This is a genomic window from Caproiciproducens puteiluti (genome assembly GCF_052442865.1).
In the GTDB taxonomy this organism is placed as follows: domain Bacteria; phylum Bacillota; class Clostridia; order Oscillospirales; family Acutalibacteraceae; genus Caproiciproducens.
Genome location: NZ_CP194790.1, coordinates 3,247,612 through 3,269,043, shown reverse-complemented (window position 1 = coordinate 3,269,043; position 21,432 = coordinate 3,247,612). Strand labels below are relative to the sequence as shown.

Annotated in this window: 21 protein-coding genes; 8 read left to right on the top strand and 13 right to left on the bottom strand. The window is 50.1% G+C overall.

Annotated elements, in window-relative coordinates:
- Window positions 1-14: 14 nt before the first annotated feature.
- From ACRQU7_RS15865 to ACRQU7_RS15855, 3 genes are all read left to right on the top strand, one after another.
- Window positions 15-2,447, top strand: coding sequence for a GH36-type glycosyl hydrolase domain-containing protein (locus ACRQU7_RS15865; protein WP_444641733.1), 2,433 nt, complete (start codon window positions 15-17; stop codon window positions 2,445-2,447).
- A 259-nt stretch (window positions 2,448-2,706) separates the two neighbouring features.
- Window positions 2,707-3,210, top strand: coding sequence for a DsbA family protein (locus ACRQU7_RS15860; protein WP_444641731.1), 504 nt, complete (start codon window positions 2,707-2,709; stop codon window positions 3,208-3,210).
- A gap of 10 nt (window positions 3,211-3,220) precedes the next feature.
- Window positions 3,221-3,493 (top strand): acylphosphatase, encoded by a 273-nt coding sequence (locus ACRQU7_RS15855; RefSeq protein WP_444641729.1) that lies wholly within the window; start codon window positions 3,221-3,223, stop codon window positions 3,491-3,493.
- Window positions 3,494-3,583: 90 nt separating this feature from the next.
- On the opposite strand, the gene ACRQU7_RS15850 is transcribed toward ACRQU7_RS15855, so the two are convergent.
- From ACRQU7_RS15850 to ACRQU7_RS15830, 5 genes are all read right to left on the bottom strand, one after another.
- Window positions 3,584-4,030, bottom strand: a complete 447-nt coding sequence (locus tag ACRQU7_RS15850) for a Fur family transcriptional regulator (RefSeq protein ID WP_444641727.1) — start codon at window positions 4,028-4,030, stop codon at window positions 3,584-3,586.
- Window positions 4,031-4,277: 247 nt separating this feature from the next.
- Window positions 4,278-4,427 (bottom strand): 50S ribosomal protein L33, encoded by a 150-nt coding sequence (rpmG, locus tag ACRQU7_RS15845; RefSeq protein ID WP_081928380.1) that lies wholly within the window; start codon window positions 4,425-4,427, stop codon window positions 4,278-4,280.
- Window positions 4,428-4,452: 25 nt separating this feature from the next.
- The gene (gene rpsN, locus ACRQU7_RS15840) at window positions 4,453-4,722 is read right to left on the bottom strand and encodes a 30S ribosomal protein S14 (RefSeq protein WP_141826191.1); all 270 of its coding nucleotides are present in this window, start codon (window positions 4,720-4,722) and stop codon (window positions 4,453-4,455) included.
- Window positions 4,723-4,756: 34 nt separating this feature from the next.
- Window positions 4,757-5,035 carry a zinc-ribbon domain containing protein gene (locus ACRQU7_RS15835; protein ID WP_038325702.1) on the bottom strand — a complete coding sequence of 93 codons (279 nt, stop codon included), beginning with the start codon at window positions 5,033-5,035 and terminating at the stop codon, window positions 4,757-4,759.
- Window positions 5,036-5,146: 111 nt separating this feature from the next.
- Window positions 5,147-6,121: a metal ABC transporter substrate-binding protein gene (locus tag ACRQU7_RS15830; protein WP_444641724.1), complete on the bottom strand. Its 975-nt coding sequence runs from the start codon at window positions 6,119-6,121 to the stop codon at window positions 5,147-5,149.
- A 252-nt stretch (window positions 6,122-6,373) separates the two neighbouring features.
- Between ACRQU7_RS15830 and ACRQU7_RS15825 the strand changes: the two genes are divergently transcribed.
- The 5 genes from ACRQU7_RS15825 (at window position 6,374) to pflB (ending at window position 12,056) form a co-directional block, all read left to right on the top strand.
- A complete protein-coding gene (locus ACRQU7_RS15825; protein WP_038325700.1) occupies window positions 6,374-7,057 on the top strand; it encodes a metal ABC transporter ATP-binding protein in 684 nt (227 codons plus the stop codon).
- Complete coding sequence (locus tag ACRQU7_RS15820) at window positions 7,044-7,853, top strand: metal ABC transporter permease (RefSeq protein WP_038325699.1); 810 nt, start codon at window positions 7,044-7,046, stop codon at window positions 7,851-7,853. The genes ACRQU7_RS15825 and ACRQU7_RS15820 overlap by 14 nt, the downstream gene beginning before the upstream one ends.
- 107 nt (window positions 7,854-7,960) lie before the next feature.
- Window positions 7,961-8,686, top strand: a complete 726-nt coding sequence (locus ACRQU7_RS15815) for a cyclic nucleotide-binding domain-containing protein (protein ID WP_038325698.1) — start codon at window positions 7,961-7,963, stop codon at window positions 8,684-8,686.
- 219 nt (window positions 8,687-8,905) lie between these two features.
- Window positions 8,906-9,700, top strand: coding sequence for a pyruvate formate-lyase-activating protein (gene pflA, locus ACRQU7_RS15810; RefSeq protein WP_444641720.1), 795 nt, complete (start codon window positions 8,906-8,908; stop codon window positions 9,698-9,700).
- Between the two features lie 109 nt (window positions 9,701-9,809).
- On the top strand, window positions 9,810-12,056 hold the full coding sequence (pflB, locus tag ACRQU7_RS15805) for a formate C-acetyltransferase (RefSeq protein WP_444641718.1): 2,247 nt from the start codon (window positions 9,810-9,812) through the stop codon (window positions 12,054-12,056).
- 203 nt (window positions 12,057-12,259) lie between these two features.
- Here pflB and ACRQU7_RS15800 read toward each other — a convergent pair whose 3' ends face one another.
- From ACRQU7_RS15800 to ACRQU7_RS15765, 8 genes are all read right to left on the bottom strand, one after another.
- Window positions 12,260-12,892 (bottom strand): class I SAM-dependent methyltransferase, encoded by a 633-nt coding sequence (locus ACRQU7_RS15800; RefSeq protein WP_444641716.1) that lies wholly within the window; start codon window positions 12,890-12,892, stop codon window positions 12,260-12,262.
- An 86-nt stretch (window positions 12,893-12,978) separates the two neighbouring features.
- Entirely contained in the window at window positions 12,979-14,928 is a 1,950-nt protein-coding gene (locus tag ACRQU7_RS15795; RefSeq protein ID WP_444641714.1) for an ABC transporter ATP-binding protein, read from the bottom strand.
- On the bottom strand, window positions 14,921-16,672 hold the full coding sequence (locus tag ACRQU7_RS15790) for an ABC transporter ATP-binding protein (protein ID WP_444641712.1): 1,752 nt from the start codon (window positions 16,670-16,672) through the stop codon (window positions 14,921-14,923). Before ACRQU7_RS15790 ends, ACRQU7_RS15795 begins: the two co-directional genes overlap by 8 nt.
- Before the next feature lie 29 nt (window positions 16,673-16,701).
- Entirely contained in the window at window positions 16,702-17,154 is a 453-nt protein-coding gene (locus ACRQU7_RS15785) for a MarR family winged helix-turn-helix transcriptional regulator (RefSeq protein WP_444641710.1), read from the bottom strand.
- A 232-nt stretch (window positions 17,155-17,386) separates the two neighbouring features.
- Complete coding sequence (locus ACRQU7_RS15780) at window positions 17,387-17,524, bottom strand: XkdX family protein (protein ID WP_444641708.1); 138 nt, start codon at window positions 17,522-17,524, stop codon at window positions 17,387-17,389.
- Window positions 17,524-17,877, bottom strand: coding sequence for a hypothetical protein (locus ACRQU7_RS15775; RefSeq protein ID WP_444641706.1), 354 nt, complete (start codon window positions 17,875-17,877; stop codon window positions 17,524-17,526). Before ACRQU7_RS15775 ends, ACRQU7_RS15780 begins: the two co-directional genes overlap by 1 nt.
- A 13-nt stretch (window positions 17,878-17,890) precedes the next feature.
- A complete protein-coding gene (locus ACRQU7_RS15770; protein WP_444641705.1) occupies window positions 17,891-20,377 on the bottom strand; it encodes a hypothetical protein in 2,487 nt (828 codons plus the stop codon).
- On the bottom strand, window positions 20,377-21,429 hold the full coding sequence (locus tag ACRQU7_RS15765; protein ID WP_444641704.1) for a siphovirus ReqiPepy6 Gp37-like family protein: 1,053 nt from the start codon (window positions 21,427-21,429) through the stop codon (window positions 20,377-20,379). The genes ACRQU7_RS15770 and ACRQU7_RS15765 overlap by 1 nt, the downstream gene beginning before the upstream one ends.
- Window positions 21,430-21,432: the final 3 nt, after the last annotated feature.

Below are 21,432 nucleotides of genomic sequence, written 5' to 3'. Positions count from 1 at the left end.
AGGAGGAAGAGGCTTTGGACACAGCATATGCGCCAACAGCACAGGAGAAAGAAACAGAGAATCATGAATTTTTTAACGGCTTCGGGGCATTTGCCTGTGGGGGCAGAGAATATGAAATCCTGCTGGAGGGTGATAACAGGCCGCCGGCACCCTGGATTAACGTTGTCTCAAACAAGAACTTCGGATTCCAGATATCGGAATCGGGCGCGGGCTCTACCTGGAGTGTCAACAGCAGGGAAAATAAGCTTACTCCCTGGTCCAACGATCCCGTAAGCGACAGAGCCTCCGAGGCGATCTATATTTTGGATGAAATCACCGGAGAGGTCATGACTCCCATGTCCCTCGGAAGGTCCGACCGGGGCGTTTACCGGGTAAGGCATGGCTTTGGATACAGCAGGTTCCTGCATGAGGAAGCGCTCGTTGATCAGGAGCTGACGGTTTTTACCCCTTTGGAGGAATCATTGAAGCTATGGAACCTGAAGCTGACGAACCGCTCGGATAAAGTGAAGTATCTGAGCCTGACCTATTATGTGGAATGGGTGATGGGCACGCACTGGGAGCAGACCAATCCCTATCTTCTGACCTCTTATGACAATGAGCACGAATGTCTCTGTGCGAAGAACATCTATACCATGAACTTTCCAAACGTCTATTCCTATCTGTTCTCCAGCGAGACAATCGTCGGCTATACCGGCGACAGGCAGGAGTTTCTGGGGAAAAGGGGCGGCATCCGGGAACCGCGGGGAGCGGAAGTCAAGCTGTCCTGCCATACGGGGGTATGCTACGATCCCTGCGGAGCAATTCAGGTATCCGTCGCAATCCAGCCGCAGGAGAGCAGGACGGTGCTGTTCGGGCTCGGGCAGGGCGGCAGCCTGAACGGGATATACGAAATCAGAAACAAGTACAGGGACACCGCCGCCGCCATCAAGGAGCTTGACCGGGTGAAAGCCTATTGGGACGGGTTGTTGGGGACCGTGCAGGTGAAGACGAAAGACAGGGCGGTCGATATCCTGGTGAACGGCTGGCTGCTCTATCAAACGCTGTCCTGCCGCATTCAAGCGAGAGCGGGCTTTTATCAGTGCGGGGGAGCCTATGGATTCCGGGACCAGCTTCAGGATTCCCTTTCGCTTCTTTTGGCCGATCCCGGTATTCTGCGCAGGCAGATTCTGATTGCCTGCAGCAGGCAGTTTGAAGAAGGGGATGTCCAGCACTGGTGGCATCCTCCGATGGGGATCGGGGTAAGAACGAGAATCACCGACGATCTGCTGTGGCTGCCCTATTGCACCGCCGCCTATGTCCGAAGTACCGGAGACGCCTCGATTTTAAACGAGCAGGTACCTTACATCAGGGGCCCGGCGCTTCGGGAGGGCCAGCAGGATGCCATGTTTACCCCTGAAATATCCGAACGTTCCGGAAGTGTTTATGAGCATTGCAAAAGGGCCGTTGAGCGGACCCGATTCGGGGAACACGGGCTTCCTCTCATGGGGGGAGGCGACTGGAACGACGGCATGAACGAGGTCGGAGCGCAGGGGAAAGGGGAAAGCGTCTGGCTGGCGTGGTTTTTGTATACCGTGCTGGGGGACTTCCTTCCTTTGTGCGGCCAGACAGGCGACGGGGCCTACGGCCGGGAATTGGAGCAGAAACGGGAAAGGCTGCTGCAAAGCATTGAAGAGCACGCTTGGGATGGGGAGTGGTATCTTCGGGCCTTTTACGACGACGGCACGAAGCTGGGCTCCAAGGAAAACGACGAGTGCAGGATCGATTCCATCAGCCAGTCCTGGAGCGTGATATCCAAGGGCGCGAAAAAAGAACGCGCGAAAACAGCGATGCAGTCGGCATGGCGTTATCTGGTACGGGAGGAGGAAGCCCTTTCCCTGCTTCTGGCGCCTCCCTTTAACAAGACGGCCAAAAACCCGGGCTATATCAAAAATTATATCCCCGGCATACGGGAAAACGGGGGCCAGTACACCCATGCGGCGGTCTGGCTGGCGATCGCCGCGTCGATGCTGCCCGACTGTAACATGGCGAAAACCCTGTTCACCATGCTCAACCCGATTTACGTTACGCAAAACAGGAAGGACGCGCTCAGGTACGAGAAGGAACCGTATGTCATGACGGCGGATATCTCCCTCAGCCCGCCCTATACCGGAAGAGGCGGGTGGAGCTGGTATACCGGTTCCGCTGGATGGATGTATCAGGGGTTGTTAAACTGGTTTCTGGGCATCCGGAAAGAAGGAAATGAGCTGGTGATTGATCCGGCGACACCCGCAGGTTTCGGGGACTTTTCCGTTGAATACAAATATGGGAGGTCCCTCTATGAAATCAGGGTGGAAAGCAGAAGCAAGGGAACGCTGACAACGGAAGCCGTCACCGTGGACGGCAGGCTGATTCAGGGAAACAGAGTCCTGTTAGTGGACGACGGAGAAAAGCACTGCGTTGTTGTATAGCTGTCCGGACTGTTCCGGGACAGCAGAAACGAAGCCTCTTCATCAATGTCAACGTTTCACAGCCGGAGAATACGGACTCTCCCTTCGCAGGGGAATCAGTAATAGGAATGAGCCTGTGGATTCATAAAAGACCGCAAGCTCATTTTTTATCCATCTGTTTATTGTTTATATTCGGTATCTGCAGTATAATAGAGTCAAATTATGTCAGATAGAATCCTTGTTTATCTGCAACAGGAAAGATTCAGATATGGTGATCAAAATGAAACAGGAATTAGAAGTCTTTTTTGATTATGCCTGCCCTTATTGTCTTCAAGCGCACGGGTATTTGACCGAACTCATGCCGGATTATCCGGATGTCGACATAGTTTGGCGTCCCTGTGAATCTCACCCCAGACCGGACCGGTACGGCCCGCATAGCGATCTGTGCATACAAGGCTATTTCTTTGCCGTGGAAAACGGCGTTGACGTTTGGGCCTATCATGACCGTATGTACCGGGCCGCTCTGAAAGAGCATGTCGATGTCGAAAGCATTGACGCGCTTTCTGACTTTGTGCGTGATTTAGTGGATGCCGATGCTTTTCAGCTGGCGCTGCGCCAGGGGATTTACCGCAGGGCGCTGGCGGAGGCAAATGAACTTGCCTTCGAACGTTCCGGCGTATGGGTTGTTCCGGCGTACCGGATGGAAAGCCGGAAAATTGACGCTGTTGAGAATGTCGGCGTTTCCAAAGAACAGCTTCGGCATTTTCTGGATGATGCTCGTTAAAGAGGTCCGTATGAAAATAAGAGTGCGATACGCTTTTACCGGATGCGTACAGGGGGTCGGCTTCCGTTTCAGAGCCTGTCAGGCGGCACAGCTGCTCGGGCTTACCGGATGGGTGCGCAATGAATTCGACGGCAGCGTGACTGCAGAGGTTCAGGGGGAACGGCATGAAGTCAACGCCATGCTGAAAATGCTGCAAAAAGGTTATTATATTACCATTGATCATATCGATTCTAAGGATCTTCCGACTGAGCCGGAGGAGAAGTCTTTCAGAATCCTCCGCTGAGGGCGGACTCCATTGAATAGAAACACCGCCCTTCCCCGTTGTGGTGGGATAAGGCGGCGTTTTTTATCATCCGCATATTGAGGACGGAATTTAAGCTTTTGGGGGCAGCCCTTTCGCCTGACATTCAGGGCAATAGCCGTATATATTCAGCTTGTGATCGGTAATGATAAAATGGGTTTGCTCCTGCAGCTTTTCCTCATAGGTCTTCAGGGGACACATATCAAGAGAAATCATTTTTTTACAGCCCAGGCACACTAAATAATGCTTGTGTATCATCCTGTTATATTCATAAAGCGCTTTGTTGCTTTCGTTTATCTTTATTTTGAGGGCTAAATTGTTGTTCACTAAACTGTCCAGTTCCCTGTAAACCGTCGACATGCTGGTCGAAAGGTCGTAACGGTTCAACTCCATAAATATTTGTTCCGCTGCCACAGGCTGGGTCTGTTTTTCTAATATTTCCAGAATAGCCATCCTGCGCTTCGTGTTTTTTAATCCCTTTTGCCTGAGATCCGCGCGGTGATCAGTATTATTTTTCATAATATCACTCCTGATTCATGCAAATGATCCTAATTCGCATAGGTTATATGACAGCAGATTGCTCCGGCCAACCAATTATCAAAAGGCCTAAGGGACCGCCGACGGAGTTGTAAGGGGAGAGGGGTCCTGGCAACTTTATTATAGCACAATTTGTAAAGAAGGAAAGCGTTCGTTTTGCTTGGGATAAGACCTGCCCCCTGCCGTAGCTCAATATCCTACGATAGGGGGCAGGTTCGATGTTATCCTTTTATTTTGTTTCCCTGTGCAGTGTATGCTTGCGCAGCCGGGGACAATACTTCATCATTTCCATTCGTTCCGGGTGGGTCTTCTTGTTTTTTGTTGTCGTGTAGTTCCGATCCCCTGTTTCCGTACAGGCTAATGTGATTTTTACCCGCATGTTTTTTCACCGTCTTTCCCAACCTCTACCAGCTTGCTTTCCTGACGCCGGGAATTTGCCCGCGGTGCGCCAGTTCACGAAATACAATACGGGACACTCCGAATTTCCGCAGATAGCCGTGCGGACGGCCGGTCAGGGAACAGCGGTTATGAACCCGTGTCGGAGATGCGTCGCGCGGCAGCTCGCCTAACGCAGCGCGGTCTCCTTTTTCAATCAGTTCCCTGCGCAGCGCAGCGTATTTCTGCACCATTTGCTGCTGCCGCCGATGTTTGATTACAATCGCTTTTTTAGCCAATTCAAACCTCCCTGATATTGAAATCCAAAAAGCTTCACGCCTGTTCTCTCATTTTTGCAAAGCATTCGCTGCAATATACGGGACGCCCCTCGGTTGGCTTAAAGGGGACTTTGCAAGGCTTTCCGCAAGACGCACATACGGCGTCATACATTGCCCTTTCCGGTTTCTGCCCCTCCTTGCGTTTTTTCCTGCATTCGGGGCAGCGCCTCGGCTCGTTTACAAAACCTTTAGCGGCATAAAATTCCTGTTCCCCGGCTGTCCAGGTAAACTCTTTCCCACAATCCTGACAAACCAGCACCTTGTCTTCGTACATACTGTTTTCCTCACTTTACATGTTTTTGCCCTGGGACGGAGTTCAACCGACACCTTTGGAAATACCAAAAACTCTTGCGTTAAGCTACGAGGGCATATAACCTTCCCGAAATCAGGCTTTGCTTTCCAGACTGGAATAGATTTTACTCAGATTGCTTTCGATCCGCTCCAGATACGTTTTGTTGTCTTCGCCGCCCTCAATGGTATAAATGGTTTCGACATTCGCCCCAACTTCCTTGGCCAACGTTTTTGAAACGTCCGGACTTGCCATTTCTTCCGCAAAAATGGTCGTCACCTTGTTATCTTTGCAGTATTTGACAAGCTCCGTCAACTGCTGTGCGCTGGGTTCTCCCTCAGCGAAGACGTCTTCCACGCTGTTTTGCTCCAGCCCGAAATCACGGCAGAGGTAACCGAAAGCGGCATGACCCGTAACAAAGCTCTTTTTTTCCGCGGATTGGAATTTTTTATTGTATTCTGTATAAAGACTTTCCAATTGGGAAATAAAATCATCATAATTTTTCTCATAATATTGTTGGTTGGCTCCGTCGGCCTTGACCAGCGCGTCTTTAATGTTTTTCACTTCCACTTCGGCGCCTTTCAGGCCCAGCCAAATATGGGGATCGTACTGTCCGTGTTCCTCAATTTCTTCCGGATCCGTGTTTTTGATCGCATCCGCGCCCTTTGAAGCTTCCACGGTGATCAGATTCGGATTGTTTGCGGATTTGACCGCATCCTCCGCCCAGGCCTCCATGCCCAGTCCGCTGTATACAAAAACCTGTGCTGTGCTGAGGGCGACAAGGTCCTGTGCTTTCGGCTCAAAATCATGCGGCTCTGTTCCGTCCGGGATAATCGTGGCGACGTCCACCTTGTCTTTGCCGACTGCTTCCGTAAACTCTTTCATGGCGTTAAAAGTTACGGAAACCTTTATTTTGCCGTCTGTGCCCTTGTTTTCTTCCGCGGCCGTACTGGAAGCCGGGGCTGCGCCGGACGCCCCCGCGCTCGCCGGATTGTTGCTGGCGCACGCCGAAAGGCCTACGCTCATAACGGCTGCTGCACTGAGCAGGAGCGCCGTATACCGTTTAAACATTTTTGTTACCTCCAAAAAATAATACTTGCAAATGCGACTCATTTGTATTTATAATATAATCCGGAAGAAAATACTTGTCAAGCAATTCCTTGAAAATATTTCTACAGCATTTCCAGTTGATTCTGCAACAAGGCTGCGTTCCTCCCCCGCCGAAGGCGGGGGAGGAAAACGCGTTTTGTTTCGCAAACGAAAATGAAATTGCTGTAATGTAAATTTTAATTGATACGCTGAATAGGAAGTAAGGGGATTATTATGATCAAAGCAGAGAACTTGTCTTTTTCGTATACGGGGGCCGCGCCTTTTGTGCTCAAGGGGATCGACCTGAATATACGGCAGGGGGAATATGTTTCCGTAGTGGGAGAAAACGGCTGCGGGAAGAGCACGCTGATGCGGCTGATTTTGAAATTCATAAAACCGACGGAAGGAACCATTACCTCGGAAGCCAGGAGAATTGGATATGTGCCGCAGAAAAATGATTTTTCAAACTCCAATTTTCCGATTACCGTTTATGAGATGTTGAATTCCTACCGTAAGCTTTTGAAAATAAAAAACAAAGATATCCTTACGGAGAATCTGGAGAAAGTTGGAATGTCCGGGTTTTCCGGCGCTTTAATGGGAACGCTGTCCGGCGGACAAACTCAGAAGATCCTGATTGCCAGAGCCTTAATAGGCGATCCCGATTTACTGATTCTGGACGAGCCTTCCACCGGAGTGGATATTGGCAGCCAAAAAGAAATTTATGGCTTTTTGAGGGAAATGAACCGGGAGAATCAAATAACGATTGTTTCGGTAGAACACAATCTGGATGCCGCCGTTTCCAATTCCACGCTGATTTACCATCTGGTCAACGGCCAGGGGCATCTTTGTTCCCCGAAACAGTATGCCGATGAATATTTAAAGAGAAATGATAAGGATGATGCAGATGTTAAATTATAGTTTTATGCAAAACGCATTGTTTGTTTCGGTATTTATTTCCGTTTTATGCCCCTGTATCGGAATTTTTCTGGTCCTCCGGCGCTACTCCATGATCGGGGACACCTTGTCCCATGCTTCGCTGGCCGGGATTACGATCGGGCTGATGTTTAACCAGAATCCCGTTCTGGGAGCGTTTGTTTTTACTTCCATCTGCGGCGCGCTGATCGAATTTCTGAGAACCTATTTTAAAAAATATACGGATTTGATCCTGAGCATTGTGCTTGCGTTAAGCGTAGGCACCGCGATCACCATCATCAGTTCCGGAAAGCTTCATGCCAACGCGGATTCCTTTATGTTCGGCAGTATTCTTACCGTTACCCGGTTCGATATGATCATGGTGGTCGTGCTCAGTGTCATTTCCGTTCTGGCCCTTATTTTTCTGTATCATCAGATGCTTTACATCGCATACGACGAGGAAGCCGCAAAAGTTGCGGGGGTCAGGGTGAAGCTGATCAATTATGTGTTTTCGATCCTTGTGGCCTCCGCAATTTCCGTTTCTATCCGGATCGTGGGCGTTCTGGTGCTCAGCTCCATGATCGCGCTTCCGGTTGCCACCGCTCTGCAGCTGGGGAAAGGGTTTAAAGCGACCCTGCTGTTTTCCATTCTTTTCAGCGTGATCGATATTATGCTGGGGCTGTTTGTCTCTTTTTACCTGAATGTGGCTCCGGGCGGTTTTACCGCCCTCGTTTCCGTTGCCGTCCTTGTTTTGGTCCTTCTGGCAAAAAGAATTCAGGCCGGGATTCGGGAAATTCACTGACCACGCCCGGGTATCTTCTTTCTTTGCCCTTTCCCTTATGATCGGGTTATGATAAAATATAGAAAAAGATACTTGAAAGATTGAAATGGATGGGAGAGGGTATTGTCATGGAAAAAGGGGATCAAAAAACGCTGCCCGGATGCTTAAACTGTAAAAACGGTCTTTTATGTACGGCGACGATCCCACTGTTCAGTACGCTCCCGAAAGACATACAGAAAAACCTTACGGAGCACTCCGTGCAGACGACCAAAGCAAAGGGAAGCTTCCTGTTTCGGGCGGGGGAGAAAGTCGACTCTGTTTTGATCATCCGGAAAGGAAGGATTAAGCTCTGTAAATATGACGCTGACGGAAACGAATACATCCTTGATATCATTCACGATGGGGACGCCGTATGGGAAAATCTTTTTCTCGAAAATGCCGTTTTTCCGTATTCGGCGGTGTGCCTGTCAAAGGTGGAACTGTGTGAGATCAGAAAGAGTGAATTTATACAGCTTCTCGCCGATCGCCCGGGGATTGCGATGAACCTGATTTCCCTTCTCTCCCTCCGGTTAAAGGACGCCAATGAAAAGGCGCTGCTGCTTTCCATCCGTGACCCGAAGGTGCGGCTGGCGGGATTTTTGCTGGACAGGGACATTCGATGCGTCGGACCGGAGATCAAGCTGAAGCTGGAGGATATCGCCGCCAGCATTGGACTGCGTCCGGAGACGGTCAGCAGGAACCTGAGCCGGTTTGAAAAGGAGGGTCTTATTCAAAGGCTCGGTCAGGGGAAGATTCTGGTCACGGACCGCAGCGGACTGAAGAAGATTTACGAAGCCAGCCAGTCGGTGAAGTGACCCCCAAAACCCAGCCGGATATTCCACAGAAAATTCCGGATATTTTATGATGCTCCCTCCCCGCCGCAGGCGGGGAGGGAGCATCATAATTTTTTATTCTATAAGAAGGTGAAAAATCGGGTCCCTGATTGAGGAATCCACTCGTTGGAAACTTGATTCTGGTCAAAGAAAAAGAACATAAGCGGGAGTATACTGAAAGCACCAGAAAGGAAGAGGCATATGATCAGAGGAGCAATCCATTCCACAGAATCCTTCGGTTCCGTCGACGGCCCGGGAGTCCGTTTTCTTATCTTTTTAAAGGGATGTATGATGCGCTGCCGCTATTGCCATAACGTCGATACATGGGACCCTTGTTCCAACGACCTGCGCACGGCGGACGAGCTGCTGGATCAGGCGGAGCGGTACCGCAGCTATTGGGGCAAGGAAGGCGGGATTACCGTCAGCGGCGGGGAACCCTTTTTGCAGATCGATTTTCTTCTCGAGCTGTTTCAGAAGGCCAAAGCGCGCGGAATCCATACCGTAATCGATACGGCGGGGCAGCCTTTTACGAGAGAGGAACCGTTTTTTTCAAAATTCCGGGAGCTGATGCGGTATACAGACCTTCTTTTAATGGATATCAAGCATATCGACCCGGTGGAGCATCGAAAGCTGACGGGACAGCCGAACGGGAATATCCTGGATCTGTTCCGGTATCTGTCCGATATCGGCAAGCCTGTCTGGATCCGGTATGTGCTTGTTCCGGGAATTACGGACGATGACGGTTATCTGCGCAGAACACGGGAATTCATCGCTTCGCTTAAAAATGTGGAGAAGATCGAGGTGCTTCCTTACCATGCCATGGGCCAATACAAATGGAAAGAGCTTGGCATTCCGTATTCTCTGGAAGGGGTGGAATCGCCCGGCGCGGAGCGCGTGAAAAATGCCGAACGGATTCTTCGCGGGGAAAGCGGTGCTTCGGATGCGCAGGGAAACGCTGCGCCGCAAGCGGATGAACCCGACAGCATGAAATGCTGAATTGTTGATTACAATCAAGGAATCGGCAGAGCAAATCAGCTAAACTATAGTCAGAACATCGGAGCAGCAGAAGAAAAGACTGCGCGTTATCTCAGAAAGGAGTCATACGATGAGACAGGAATGGAGAAGCTTTAAAGGCTCGCATTGGACGGACGACGTCAATGTGAGAGATTTCATTCAGGACAATTACACACAATATGACGGAGACCAGAGTTTTCTGGCAGAACCGACGGATGCGACGAACAAGCTCTGGGGCAAGGTACAGGAGCTGCAGAAGCAGGAGAGGGCGAACAACGGCGTACTGGATATGGAGACGAAGGTCGTCTCCGGTATCACCGCTTACGGTGCGGCCTACATCGACAGCGGGGACAAGAGCCTTGAAAAGGTCGTGGGACTGCAGACGGACAAACCCCTGAAGAGGGCGTTCATGCCCTACGGCGGAATCAAGATGGCGGAGGAAGCCTGCACCACCTACGGCTATACACCCGCTCCCGAACTGCATAAGATTTTCACGGATTACCATAAGACGCACAATCAGGCGGTTTTCGACGCGTACACGCCCGAAATGAAAAAGGCCCGCCACAATAAAATCATCACGGGGCTTCCGGATACCTACGGGCGCGGGCGCATCGTCGGCGACTACCGCCGCGTTGCCCTTTATGGCATCGATCACCTGATTGAAAAGAAGAAAGAGGATCTTTCTTACTGCGGGTCCGGTATCATGACGGACGACATTATCCGCCAGAGAGAGGAACTCTCCGACCAGATCAGAGCCTTAAAGGACATGAAGGAAATGGCGGCGGCCTACGGCTTCGATATTTCAAAGCCGGCCGGTAACGCGAAAGAAGCCGTCCAGTGGCTGTACTTCGGGTATCTGGCGGCAATCAGGAGCCAGAACGGCGCGGCGATGAGCGTCGGCCGCGTGTCCACGTTCCTTGACATCTATATCCATCGCGATATGGAGGAAGGAACGCTGACCGAGGCGGAGGCGCAGGAGCTGATCGACCATCTGGTGTTAAAGCTCAGAATGGTGAAGTTCGCCCGCATTCCCTCTTACAACCAGCTGTTCTCCGGGGACCCCGTCTGGGCTACGCTGGAAACGGCGGGGCTTGGAATGGACGGCCGCCACATGGTGACCAAAAACGATTATCGGTTCCTTCACACGCTGGAGAATATGGGACCCGCGCCGGAACCGAACCTGACCGTCCTGTATTCTTCCAAGATGCCGGAAAGCTATAAGAAATACGCGGCTTATATCTCTGTAAAGACAAGCTCCATCCAATATGAAAACGACGATGTGATGCGCCCGATCTGGGGAGACGACTACAGCATCTGCTGCTGCGTATCCGCGACACAGACCGGTAAGGAAATGCAGTTCTTCGGCGCGCGCGCAAACCTTGCCAAGTGTCTGCTGTACGCCATTAACGGAGGCGTGGATGAAAAGAGCGGCATGCAGGTGGGACCCGCTTACAAGCCCGTCACCTCCGCGGTCCTCGAGTACGAGGACGTAATGGCGAAGTACGACGTCATGATGGATTGGCTTGCGGGGCTTTACGTCAATGTCCTGAACCTGATTCAGTATATGCATGACAAGTATTACTACGAAGCGGCGGAAATGGCGCTGATCGATACCGACGTGAGAAGAACCTTCGCAACCGGTATTGCTGGCTTCTCCCACGTGGTCGATTCCCTGTCCGCCGTGAAATACGCAAAGGTAACCCCTGTGCGCAACGAGCACGGCGTGGCCGTGGACTTTCAGATCGAAGGCGATTTCCCGCGTTACGGAAACGACGACGACCGCGCGGACGACATTGCCGTATGGCTTTTAAAGACCTTCATGAAGAAGCTGACAAAATATCACACCTATCGTGATTCGGAGCCTACGACATCGATTCTTACGATTACATCCAATGTTGTTTACGGCAAGAATACCGGCACGCTTCCGGACGGAAGACAGGCGTGGACGCCGCTGGCGCCGGGCGCGAATCCGTCCTACGGCGCGGAGAAGAACGGGCTTCTCGCTTCCCTGAACTCCGTCGCAAAGCTGCCTTACGAGTATGCGCTCGACGGCATTTCCAATACGCAGACCATCAGTCCGGGTGCTCTTGGGCATACCGAGGGAGAGCAGAGCGAAACTCTCGCGCATGTTCTTGACGGATATTTCGACCGCGGCGCCCATCATCTGAACGTCAACGTCTTCGGCACCGAAAAGCTGAAAGACGCGATGGAACATCCTGAGAAACCGGAGTACGCAAACTTTACGATCCGTGTGTCGGGATACGCGGTAAAATTCATCGACCTGACGAGAGAGCAGCAGCTCGACGTCATCGCGAGAACCTGCCACGACAAAATGTAATCTTTATAAGAGCGCAAACAGCCGCCGTCACCTGTGTACACAGGTGACGGCGGCTGTCGTTTCACGGGCTTTCCTTTCTGCAGGAGCAACGATAGCAATTCCATTTCAGTTTTCGAGACAAAACACGTTCCTCCCCCGCCGAAGGCGGGGAGGAACACGACCTTGTTGCAAAATTAACTGGAAATGCTGTAGGCAAAGGGAAATCAAACATTTTTCTGAATTTCTATAATACCCGAACAAAATGAGAGTTTATGAAAATTTAGGCTGCAGACCGTGCTAAGCTGATCTTTCAATTCCGAAAATACAAAATAGATTTCTTCATCGTCCCAATCGTCGCCATAAGACTCTTTGCACAGAAGCAGGTCGTTTCTTGTGTAAAAGCAAACGTCCCCAATGAGAATGGAGGCCTGAGTATCCAGTAAATCAAGGAGTTCGGCAATGAAATTGACCTTGGCTTCGTCCGTAAGGTGATGCAGGGCATACGTAGCAACGATAAAATCAAACTTCTGATGATTGAGAGCAGGCGGAACCCCATGTGTAAAGTCCCACTGAAATAAATCTGCGTCCGGCATCCGGGACTGAGCAATTTTCAGCATCTCGGCTGAAAAATCGATTCCCGTTATGATGTTGCCGTGATCGTACAGTTTTGAAGTCAGCGCGGCGGTTCCGAAGCCGATGTCCAACACCCTGGCAGTGGCTTGATTCATGATCGTTCCATAGATCGCGTTCATTAGGGCCGTATACCCGGCAAAAGGATACCGGTTGCTTTCCTCTGCGCTCTTTACAGAATCATCGTAACGATTCGACCAAAGGTCAAATCCGTGATTGCTGAGCATGTGCAATCCTCCAGTTTTACGGTTGTTTCAGCGATATTGGTATGGCTTGACCGGTGCGCTCTGCCGGCCAAGCCGGACGGCCGGGTTTATTCCAGTTCAAACGCGCCGGTGTAGAGCTGATAGTATTTCCCCTTTTCGCTGATCAGCTGTTCGTGGCTGCCGCGCTCAATGATGCGGCCGTGTTCCAGCACCATAATGACGTCGGAATTCTGCACGGTGGAAAGGCGGTGCGCAATGACAAACACCGTTCTGCCTTTCATCAGCGCATCCATGCCTTTTTGTACGATGGCTTCGGTTCTGGTGTCGATGGAGGAGGTCGCCTCGTCAAGAATCATGACGGGCGGGTCGGCCACCGCCGCGCGGGCAATGGAAATCAGCTGTCGCTGCCCCTGCGAAAGGCCGCTGCCGTCGCCTTCCAGCACGGTATGATACCCTTGCGGAAGCATGCGGATAAATCCGTCGGCGTTTGAAAGCTTTGCGGCTGCGATGCATTCCTCGTCCGTCGCGTCCAGCTTGCCGTAACGGATATTATCCATTACCGTTCCCGTAAAGAGGTTCACGTCCTGCAAAACGATGCCGAGCGACCGGCGGAGATCGGCTTTCCTGATTTTGTTGATATTGATTCCGTCATACCGGATTTTCCCGTCGGCAATGTCGTAGAACCGGTTGATTAGGTTGGTGATCGTCGTTTTTCCGGCGCCGGTCGCTCCTACAAAGGCGACCTTTTGGCCCGGCTCCGCGTAAAGCGTGATGTTGTGCAGGACGACGTTGTTTTCGTCGTAGCCGAAGTCCACGTCATTGAAGCGGATGTCTCCCTGCAGCGGCGTATAGGTCACCGCTCCGTCGCTGTGCGGATGCTTCCAGGCCCATGTGTCCGTCCGTTCCCTGCATTCTTTTATTTCGCCGTTTTCTATTTTCGCATTGACCAGGGTAACGTATCCGTCGTCCTGTTCGCTTTCCTCGTCCATCAGGTCAAAGATTCTTGACGCGCCAGCGAGCGCCATGATCACCATGTTGAACTGCATGGAAATCTGGCCGATCGGGTTGATAAAGCTGCGGGAAAGGGTAAGGAAGGATACGATCGTACCGATCGTCAGGGCCTGGACCCCGGTGAGGCTAAGGTTGGGAATCCCCGCGATGCCCGCCGCACCCCCGATGACGGCAAGAAGCACATAGAGTATATATCCCATATTGCCGACTACCGGCATGGTAATGTTTCCGTACTTGTTCGCCTCGGTCGCGCAGTAGCAGAGGTCCTCATTCTTTTTATCGAAATCTTCCTCGGTTTTTTCTTCGTGACAGAAGACCTTTACGACTTTCTGGCCGTTGATCATTTCTTCAATATAGCCGTTGACGTCGCCCAGGGACTGCTGCTGCTTCATGAAAAAGGCTCCGCTTCTTCCCACCAGGGCTTTGATTACCTTCAGCAGAATCACGGCGAACACGGCGACAAAAGCGGTAAGGCCGACGCTGAGATAAAGCATGGAGAAAAACGCCGCCGCCACGGAGACGAGGGACGCAAACATCTGCGGCAGGCTTTGGGAGATCGCCTGGCGCAGCGTGTCGGTATCGTTGGTATAACGGCTCATGATATCACCGTGCGTATGCGTGTCAAAATATCGGATCGGCAGGCTCTGCATATGCGTGAACATTTCATCGCGGATTCTTTTCAGCGTGCCCTGCTCAATGATGACCATCATCCGGTTGTAGAATAATGTGGACAGCACGCCGATGATGTAAATCGATCCCATTAAGAGAATCGCTTTGAAAAGGCCCGTGAAGAAAGGGGACGCCTGGCCCAGCAAAGGGATAATGTACTTGTCGATCAGCGTCTGAAGGAACAAAGAGGATGCTGCGCCCGCGGCCGCGCTGATCAGGATACAGACAAAAACGAGAATCAGCTGAATCCGGTAGCCGGCCATATAGGTGAACAGTCTTTTGATCGTACCCGGCTTAAAACGCTGCATCGGGGGCCTTCCGCCCGCCGCCGCTTTGCCGTGTGCCTGCGGATTTTCTTTCGACGGCATTTTACTCATGGAGAGCACCTCCTCTGTTCTGAGACTCGTAGACTTCCCTGTAAATGGCACAGGTCCCGAGCAGTTCCTCGTGCGTCCCGACCGCATTGATTTTGCCGTCGTCGAGCACAATGATCTTGTCGGCGTCCTGAACAGAGGAAACACGCTGTGCGATGATAATTTTCGTCGTGTTCGGGATGTCCTGCCGAAATGCCTGACGGATCAATTCGTCGGTCTTGGTGTCGACCGCGCTGGTGGAATCGTCCAGAATCAGAATTTTGGGCTTTTTCAGCAGTGCCCGCGCAATGCACAACCGCTGCTTCTGTCCGCCGGACACATTGGTGCCGCCCTGCTCGATATAGGTGTCGTACTGATCCGGAAATTCCCGGATGAAGCCGTCGGCCTGGGCAAGACTGCAGGCATGGATCATTTCTTCCTCTGTGGCGTCTGCATTGCCCCAGCGAAGGTTCTCTTTGATCGTGCCGGAGAAAAGCACGTTTTTCTGCAGCACCATCGCCACCTGATTGCGGAGCGATTCAATATTGTAATCCCGCACGTCGACGCCGCCGACGGTTACTTTCCCGGCCGTGACATCATAAAGGCGCGGAATCAGCTGAACGAGGCTCGATTTTGAAGAACCGGTTCCGCCGAGAATACCGACCGTTTCTCCCGATGCGATGGACAGGTTGATATCGTCAAGGACCGGCTTGTCGGCCTTTCTGGAATAAGTAAAAGTGACGTTTTCAAAGACGATGGAACCGTCCTGTACGGTGTACAACGGGTTTTTCCCGTTTTTCAGATCGCTTTCCTCATTCAGCACTTCCACAATACGTTCCGCCGACGCGCGGGCAATGATGATCATGACAAACACCATGGAAAGCATCATCAGGCTCATCAGTATCTGCAGGGCGTAGGTGATCAGGCTGGCCAGTTCTCCCGTCGAAAGCCCGATTACGGGATTGTTGCCGCTGGCGATGATTTCTTTGGCGCCAAACCAGGAAAGCAAGAGCATACTGGCATAAAGACAAAGCTGCATCAGCGGCATATTGAACGCAATTCTTTTTTCCGCCTTGGTGAAATCCTGAAAAATCGACTGGGAAATGTCCGCGAATTTCTCCTCTTCATGATCCTCGCGGATATAGGATTTGACGACCCGGATGCCGAGCAGATTTTCCTGAACAATGCGGTTCAGCTTGTCGTAGGTGTTGAATACCCGCACGAAAACCGGGTGAACATGCGAGATGATCAGCCAGAGTCCTACGCCGAGCACGGGGATCGTCGCAAGAAAGATCAGGGAAAGGCGAACGTCGATCCGGAAAGAAAAAATCAACGCGAACACGATCATCATGGGCGCGCGGACCCCGAGACGGACCAGCATCTGATAAGCGTTCTGTACATTGGTAACGTCGGTGGTGAGCCGTGTGATGATACTGGCGGTTGAAAATTTATCAATATTGGAAAAAGAAAATTTCTGCACGTTATAGAACATGTCGCGGCGTAAATTTTTTGCAAAGCCTGCAGAAGCGACCGCCGCACTGCGGCCGGCAAGAACGCCGGTCAGCAGCGAGATCATCGCGCAGACAATCAGTGCAAGCCCTATCCACAGGACATTGGGCATGTTTTTCTGATTGATTCCGTAGTCGATCAGATACGCCATCAGCGTAGGGATGACGATTTCAAGGATCGACTCGAAGGTCACATATACCGGGGCAAGCAGGGTATTCTTCTTATATTCTCTCACGCTGGAGAGAAGCTTTTTCATCATATAAAATCTCCTTAACGTTTACTGAAATGTCAGGAAAGAGCAGGATTCATATTGGATATATTTGTCCTCATCCTCTGCAGGTAAGAGTACAGCGTTTCCACTTCTTCCTCCGTAAATCCGTTTGTCAGTGTCCGTTCCATCCTCTCTGCATCCTCCCGCATGAGCCCTTTGATTTTCCATGCTTTTTCCGTGAGGACAAGCTTTTTCAGGCGCGCGTCCTGCGCGACCGCCTGCCTTTGAATCAGCCCCTTTTGTTCCATCAGGCTGAGTACCTTCGACGCTGTGGAACGGGTGATGGTAAAGTGATCCTCCAAATCCTTCTGATAGATATCTTTGTCTGGATTATCGGCAAGATAGCCGATAATCCACCCGTTGTTTCCGGTGATGGTTTCGATTTCATTTTTATGGGAAGAAAATTCAAAATAGCGCCGGATCATATTGTTCAGCGAGCGAAGTTCCAGCCCAATCCTCATCTTTTCCATACAGCACTTCCTTTCTATAACTTAATATGATTTGAATCATATGTTTTATATCATACAGTTCTATGTAAAACATTATAACGATCGACTTGCGATCCGTCAATATTAGCTTTGGTTAATTTCAGCAAAAAAATGGAAGCTGAAACTGGTAAAATTGCTGACCTTGCAGGGGATTCTATAGGCGTAATAAAGCGACCGGGGAGGAAACAATTTATTTCCTCCCCGGTCGCTTTATTCAAAATTCCTCTTCTGTAATCGCCCGAAATTCTTCCGGCGTAATCTGCCCGTAAGGATTACTGTCCGTCTTCACGGCCTGCCGGAGCTGTTCGATCGTTACCCACTTGCGGGTAAAAGCAAGTGACCAAAATGCCATCAGGATGCACCTCCTTTCAAGCCCATAATATCAAGCTGGGATTGCGCGGCCATTGCGCCCAGCGTGTCCACTGTGGCGTTAAGCTGCATATTGTCCAGTTGGAGTTGTGCGGAAGTCTGGCCTAAGATATCATTCTCGGACTGTAAATTCCCGATGATATACAGCAGCTGAGATACTGGCTTTATTTTTTGCATGTAGTAAAGAATCTTATGATCACTATCTACGGATGAGACAGTGTATTCATAATAACCGGTTAAATCAAGGTCCATGTCAGATATCCCATAGTTTTCAATCTCCGGAATTGTCTCGGATTTTGACACTATGACACTATTTTGGTCATAAATATAATACATTAAAGAACCTCCTTTATAAGATTGCTATTTGGGAAGCATAATTCCCTGCATTAGAGATATCTATAGATTGGATAAGTGTCATTGTATTTCCGCTGATTGAATAAATATCTAAATAATAAGAAGAAAGGGAAAACGCATATTTTTCATCTGGTGTAACTTCTAAAGCCCTAGCTCCATTATGAGAATTTGGTGATTGACCAGCATTTGTAAGGGTAGAAGTTGTGTAAGTATATCGACATGTATATCCAGCACCAGACATAACAAAGATCCTATTTCCAGATAGTATTACAGGATTTGTGCCGATACTTGGTTGATTTGTTGGAGCATCTGCTGTTATTACGGTTGCGCTTGTATTAGAAGATAGTACCAATAGATATACATATGGTGCTGTATTTGAAACTACAGCAATAATATTATCTTTCCAATCTAAACCCCAAATGCTATTCCCAGGAACACTAAGATTTGCTTGATATGTAAATGTATCTATGCTTCTTGTATATAATCTAACACGCACAGTTGAACTGTTTAGTGTCCAAGCAATAATTAATCTTGATCCTATGTTATCCCATGAACAGGCATATATATTATAATTGTCTGGATTCCCAAGCTGAGTCAACGTGGCCCATGTTCCATCTGCTTGCTTTTTGCAAATCATGCAATAATAGTCCCAACAGATCGCAGCATAATTACTGTCGGGAGAAATTTTAATGTTAAAAACATGATTAAGATTAGCTGTGATAGTAGTGTTTAAATCAAACATATCACCATTTCTTTTAAAAACTAAAACTTTCTGGGCCTTTCCGACAAACAGATAATTTCCATCAGGACTAAATACACAAGCTTGTTCATAAGATGAAGTTACAGAAGATATACTTGAATGTTGTGATAGTAGACCATCAGTTCTATTATATAAAAATGTATTTTGGGCAGCAGGTGAAAAAGCTAGGTAATGCCCTTTTTGGCTTAACCATTGCCATGCAGAGCCGTCCCATCTCTGGGCATCTTCCATGTCCACCACGCCGTTGACTCTTGAGTAAATACGAGGCCATTTTGACCAGTTATCCGCATAATAACCAATACCATTTTTCTTAGCAAATTGAAAATTGCTTGATACATGCCAAGGTGTAATATCCCGGGACATATGCCTGTTAACAGCGGCAATTTTTGTTCCGTCCGTTAAAGTCTTTAATGATTGGGCGAACAAATAGTTGCTATCTGTAGTATCCACAATCCCAAAATACCGATTATCATTACTCCAATCACCTACACGAACTGCCTCATCAATAACAAATGGCAACTTATCATCTCTATGAATCCAAATATGACTTGCATTAATTGGTGTCGGCGCAGCAGTTTGAACGGAAAATGGAAAGTCATACATCTCTCCTATAGACCCCGCGCCGCCTTTAAAAAAAGCTGTACTATCCGATTGTCCGGTTCCGTTTGGAATATTCACAGTAGATAAAGTTACTGTTACAGAAGTATCGGCTACCCATTCGTCACCGGACAAATTTTCATGAGACAAGTTTCGAAGAAGATAGAGAGCTTGACCATTGACTACAATACCCAACCATGGATTATTAGTGGCCGTTGCAACTGGTGCTTTAAAGGTGACGGAGCAGCCCTCCGAAAATATAAAGTTTGGTATGGTAAGAAAGAAACGAAGATTATCGCTGCTCGTTGCTACCTCAGTAGCGACCCAAGCCTTTGTATTACCCTGAACACATGCTGGAAACTGCAATTCCGTTCCGCTCTTAGTCACCGCCGCGCCGCCGAGGGTGGCGGACTGAACAGCCCCGCTGATCTTATCATGATCTTCCTGGGTGACGTGTGCTACCGTGTCGGCTTCGTGCGTCTGAATCATGTTGAGGAGATTGCCTGCCGTGCTTTCGTCAAGGACGTCACGGATACTTTGAAACCAGGTTGTAAACTCTGCTTGATTTTTTGCTTTGAACTGTGCCAGATCGGACTGAATCTGATTGTAGAAAGTGGATGTGTCCACCTGTGTTACAATGCTTGTCACGATCCCGCAAACCGCGCTGTCCAATCGCGTGTCCGTTATGACCGCCTGGGTGATTGCCGTCGCACCGGGTGCAATGTAAATTTCGGCCAGCTTCAGGTCGTACTGCTCTGCGGTACGTGAAATGGCGGGGGCAACCGGATTGCTGGAAAATTCGCCGGTCAGCACCTGTGCCGTAATGGAACGCTCATTGACGTCCCAGCGCAGAACAACGGTATCCTTTCTGGCCAGTACGCCATCGGCGTTGGCAATGGGAAGCGCTTTATCGCTGTCGTTTTCGTATTTGTACCGTTCGCCGTTCGGTCCCAACCACGCCCGGCCGGCCGGGACGACGACCTGCATGTTTTCACCGGCAGTAACGGCCAGCTCACCGTTATAAACGCCGTTTGAAACAAAGCATCCGGCCCATTTCGCCAAAAAGCTTACGGAATATTTCCGGTCGCCGTTTACACTTCGAAAAAATCCACTGTTTTCAGCCATTATGTATCACTCCCTAAATTTAATGTTTCCGGCAGCGGAGTTCCGCAAACCGGAGTAATCGTTTCGACTCCGTTTTCATAGACTTCTTCAACCTCGGTAATTCTCTGGTCAAGGCGCAGTTCCCATTTTTCAAAGCTCACGATATCGCCAAGGTCCCAGTCGGTCAGGTATTGAAAGTTTTCCGTGTTGACGGCCGCGGCCTCAAAGCTTTCCGTTTTTGCGGTTTCAGCCAGCTGAACCAGTCCCCGCTGTATGAGCTGTGTCCTGTATTCATCGTCCGTCAGATCGCTTTTTTGAATGTCGCCGGCATCTACCCACAGTTCCCGCCGGGTTTCTCCGCCCGTCTGGTCCACCTCAACAATCGTGCGGGCGTCGTCGCTTTCTGCGACTACATAGGCGAAGTTTCTGTATCCGGTCGTGTCCAATGTGTAGCCTGGCTCCCGGATGTTTCCGAATCCGTCGCTGAAAAGAACATAAGGGTTATCCAGTTGTCCTACGGTATGATCTTTTCCGTCATAGGTTTCAAACACCCACTTTTGATCCGGAATATCCAGCCTGACCCGGAAGCCGAGCGGAGCCGACTTTGACAGAGCCTTCAGCGCGGAGAGAACATTTTTACCGCTGACCTGAAAACTGCACGAGGAAGGAAAGCTCTGCTGCGCTCCAAGCGTAAGGAATGGAATCGGGCGCGCGGCAATCGCATTTTCCGAAACGAGCTTCCTCATGGCGTCCTCCACTGTGCCGGAAAAGCTGATTGCCGGAAGGATGATTCGCTGATCCAGCAGAGAGGAACCCATTCGTCCGGCGGCCTCTATCTCGCTGCCTCCATCCCTGCTTTCCGAAATTTTTACACTCTCAATGATTCCCGCTTCCTGTCGGTCAAGATGGTGCAAAACATTGCCCGCACGCAGGAGAGAAAGGTTCTCCTGCGTGGCCGGGACATGCAGCTCGAATTCTCCCGGTTCAAAAAAGCGGCGGCGCCAGCGCAGGGAAGAGAAGCTGTCAATTACACCCTGCTGCTCCAGCGTTTCGCTGTAAATATACAGTTCCAATTC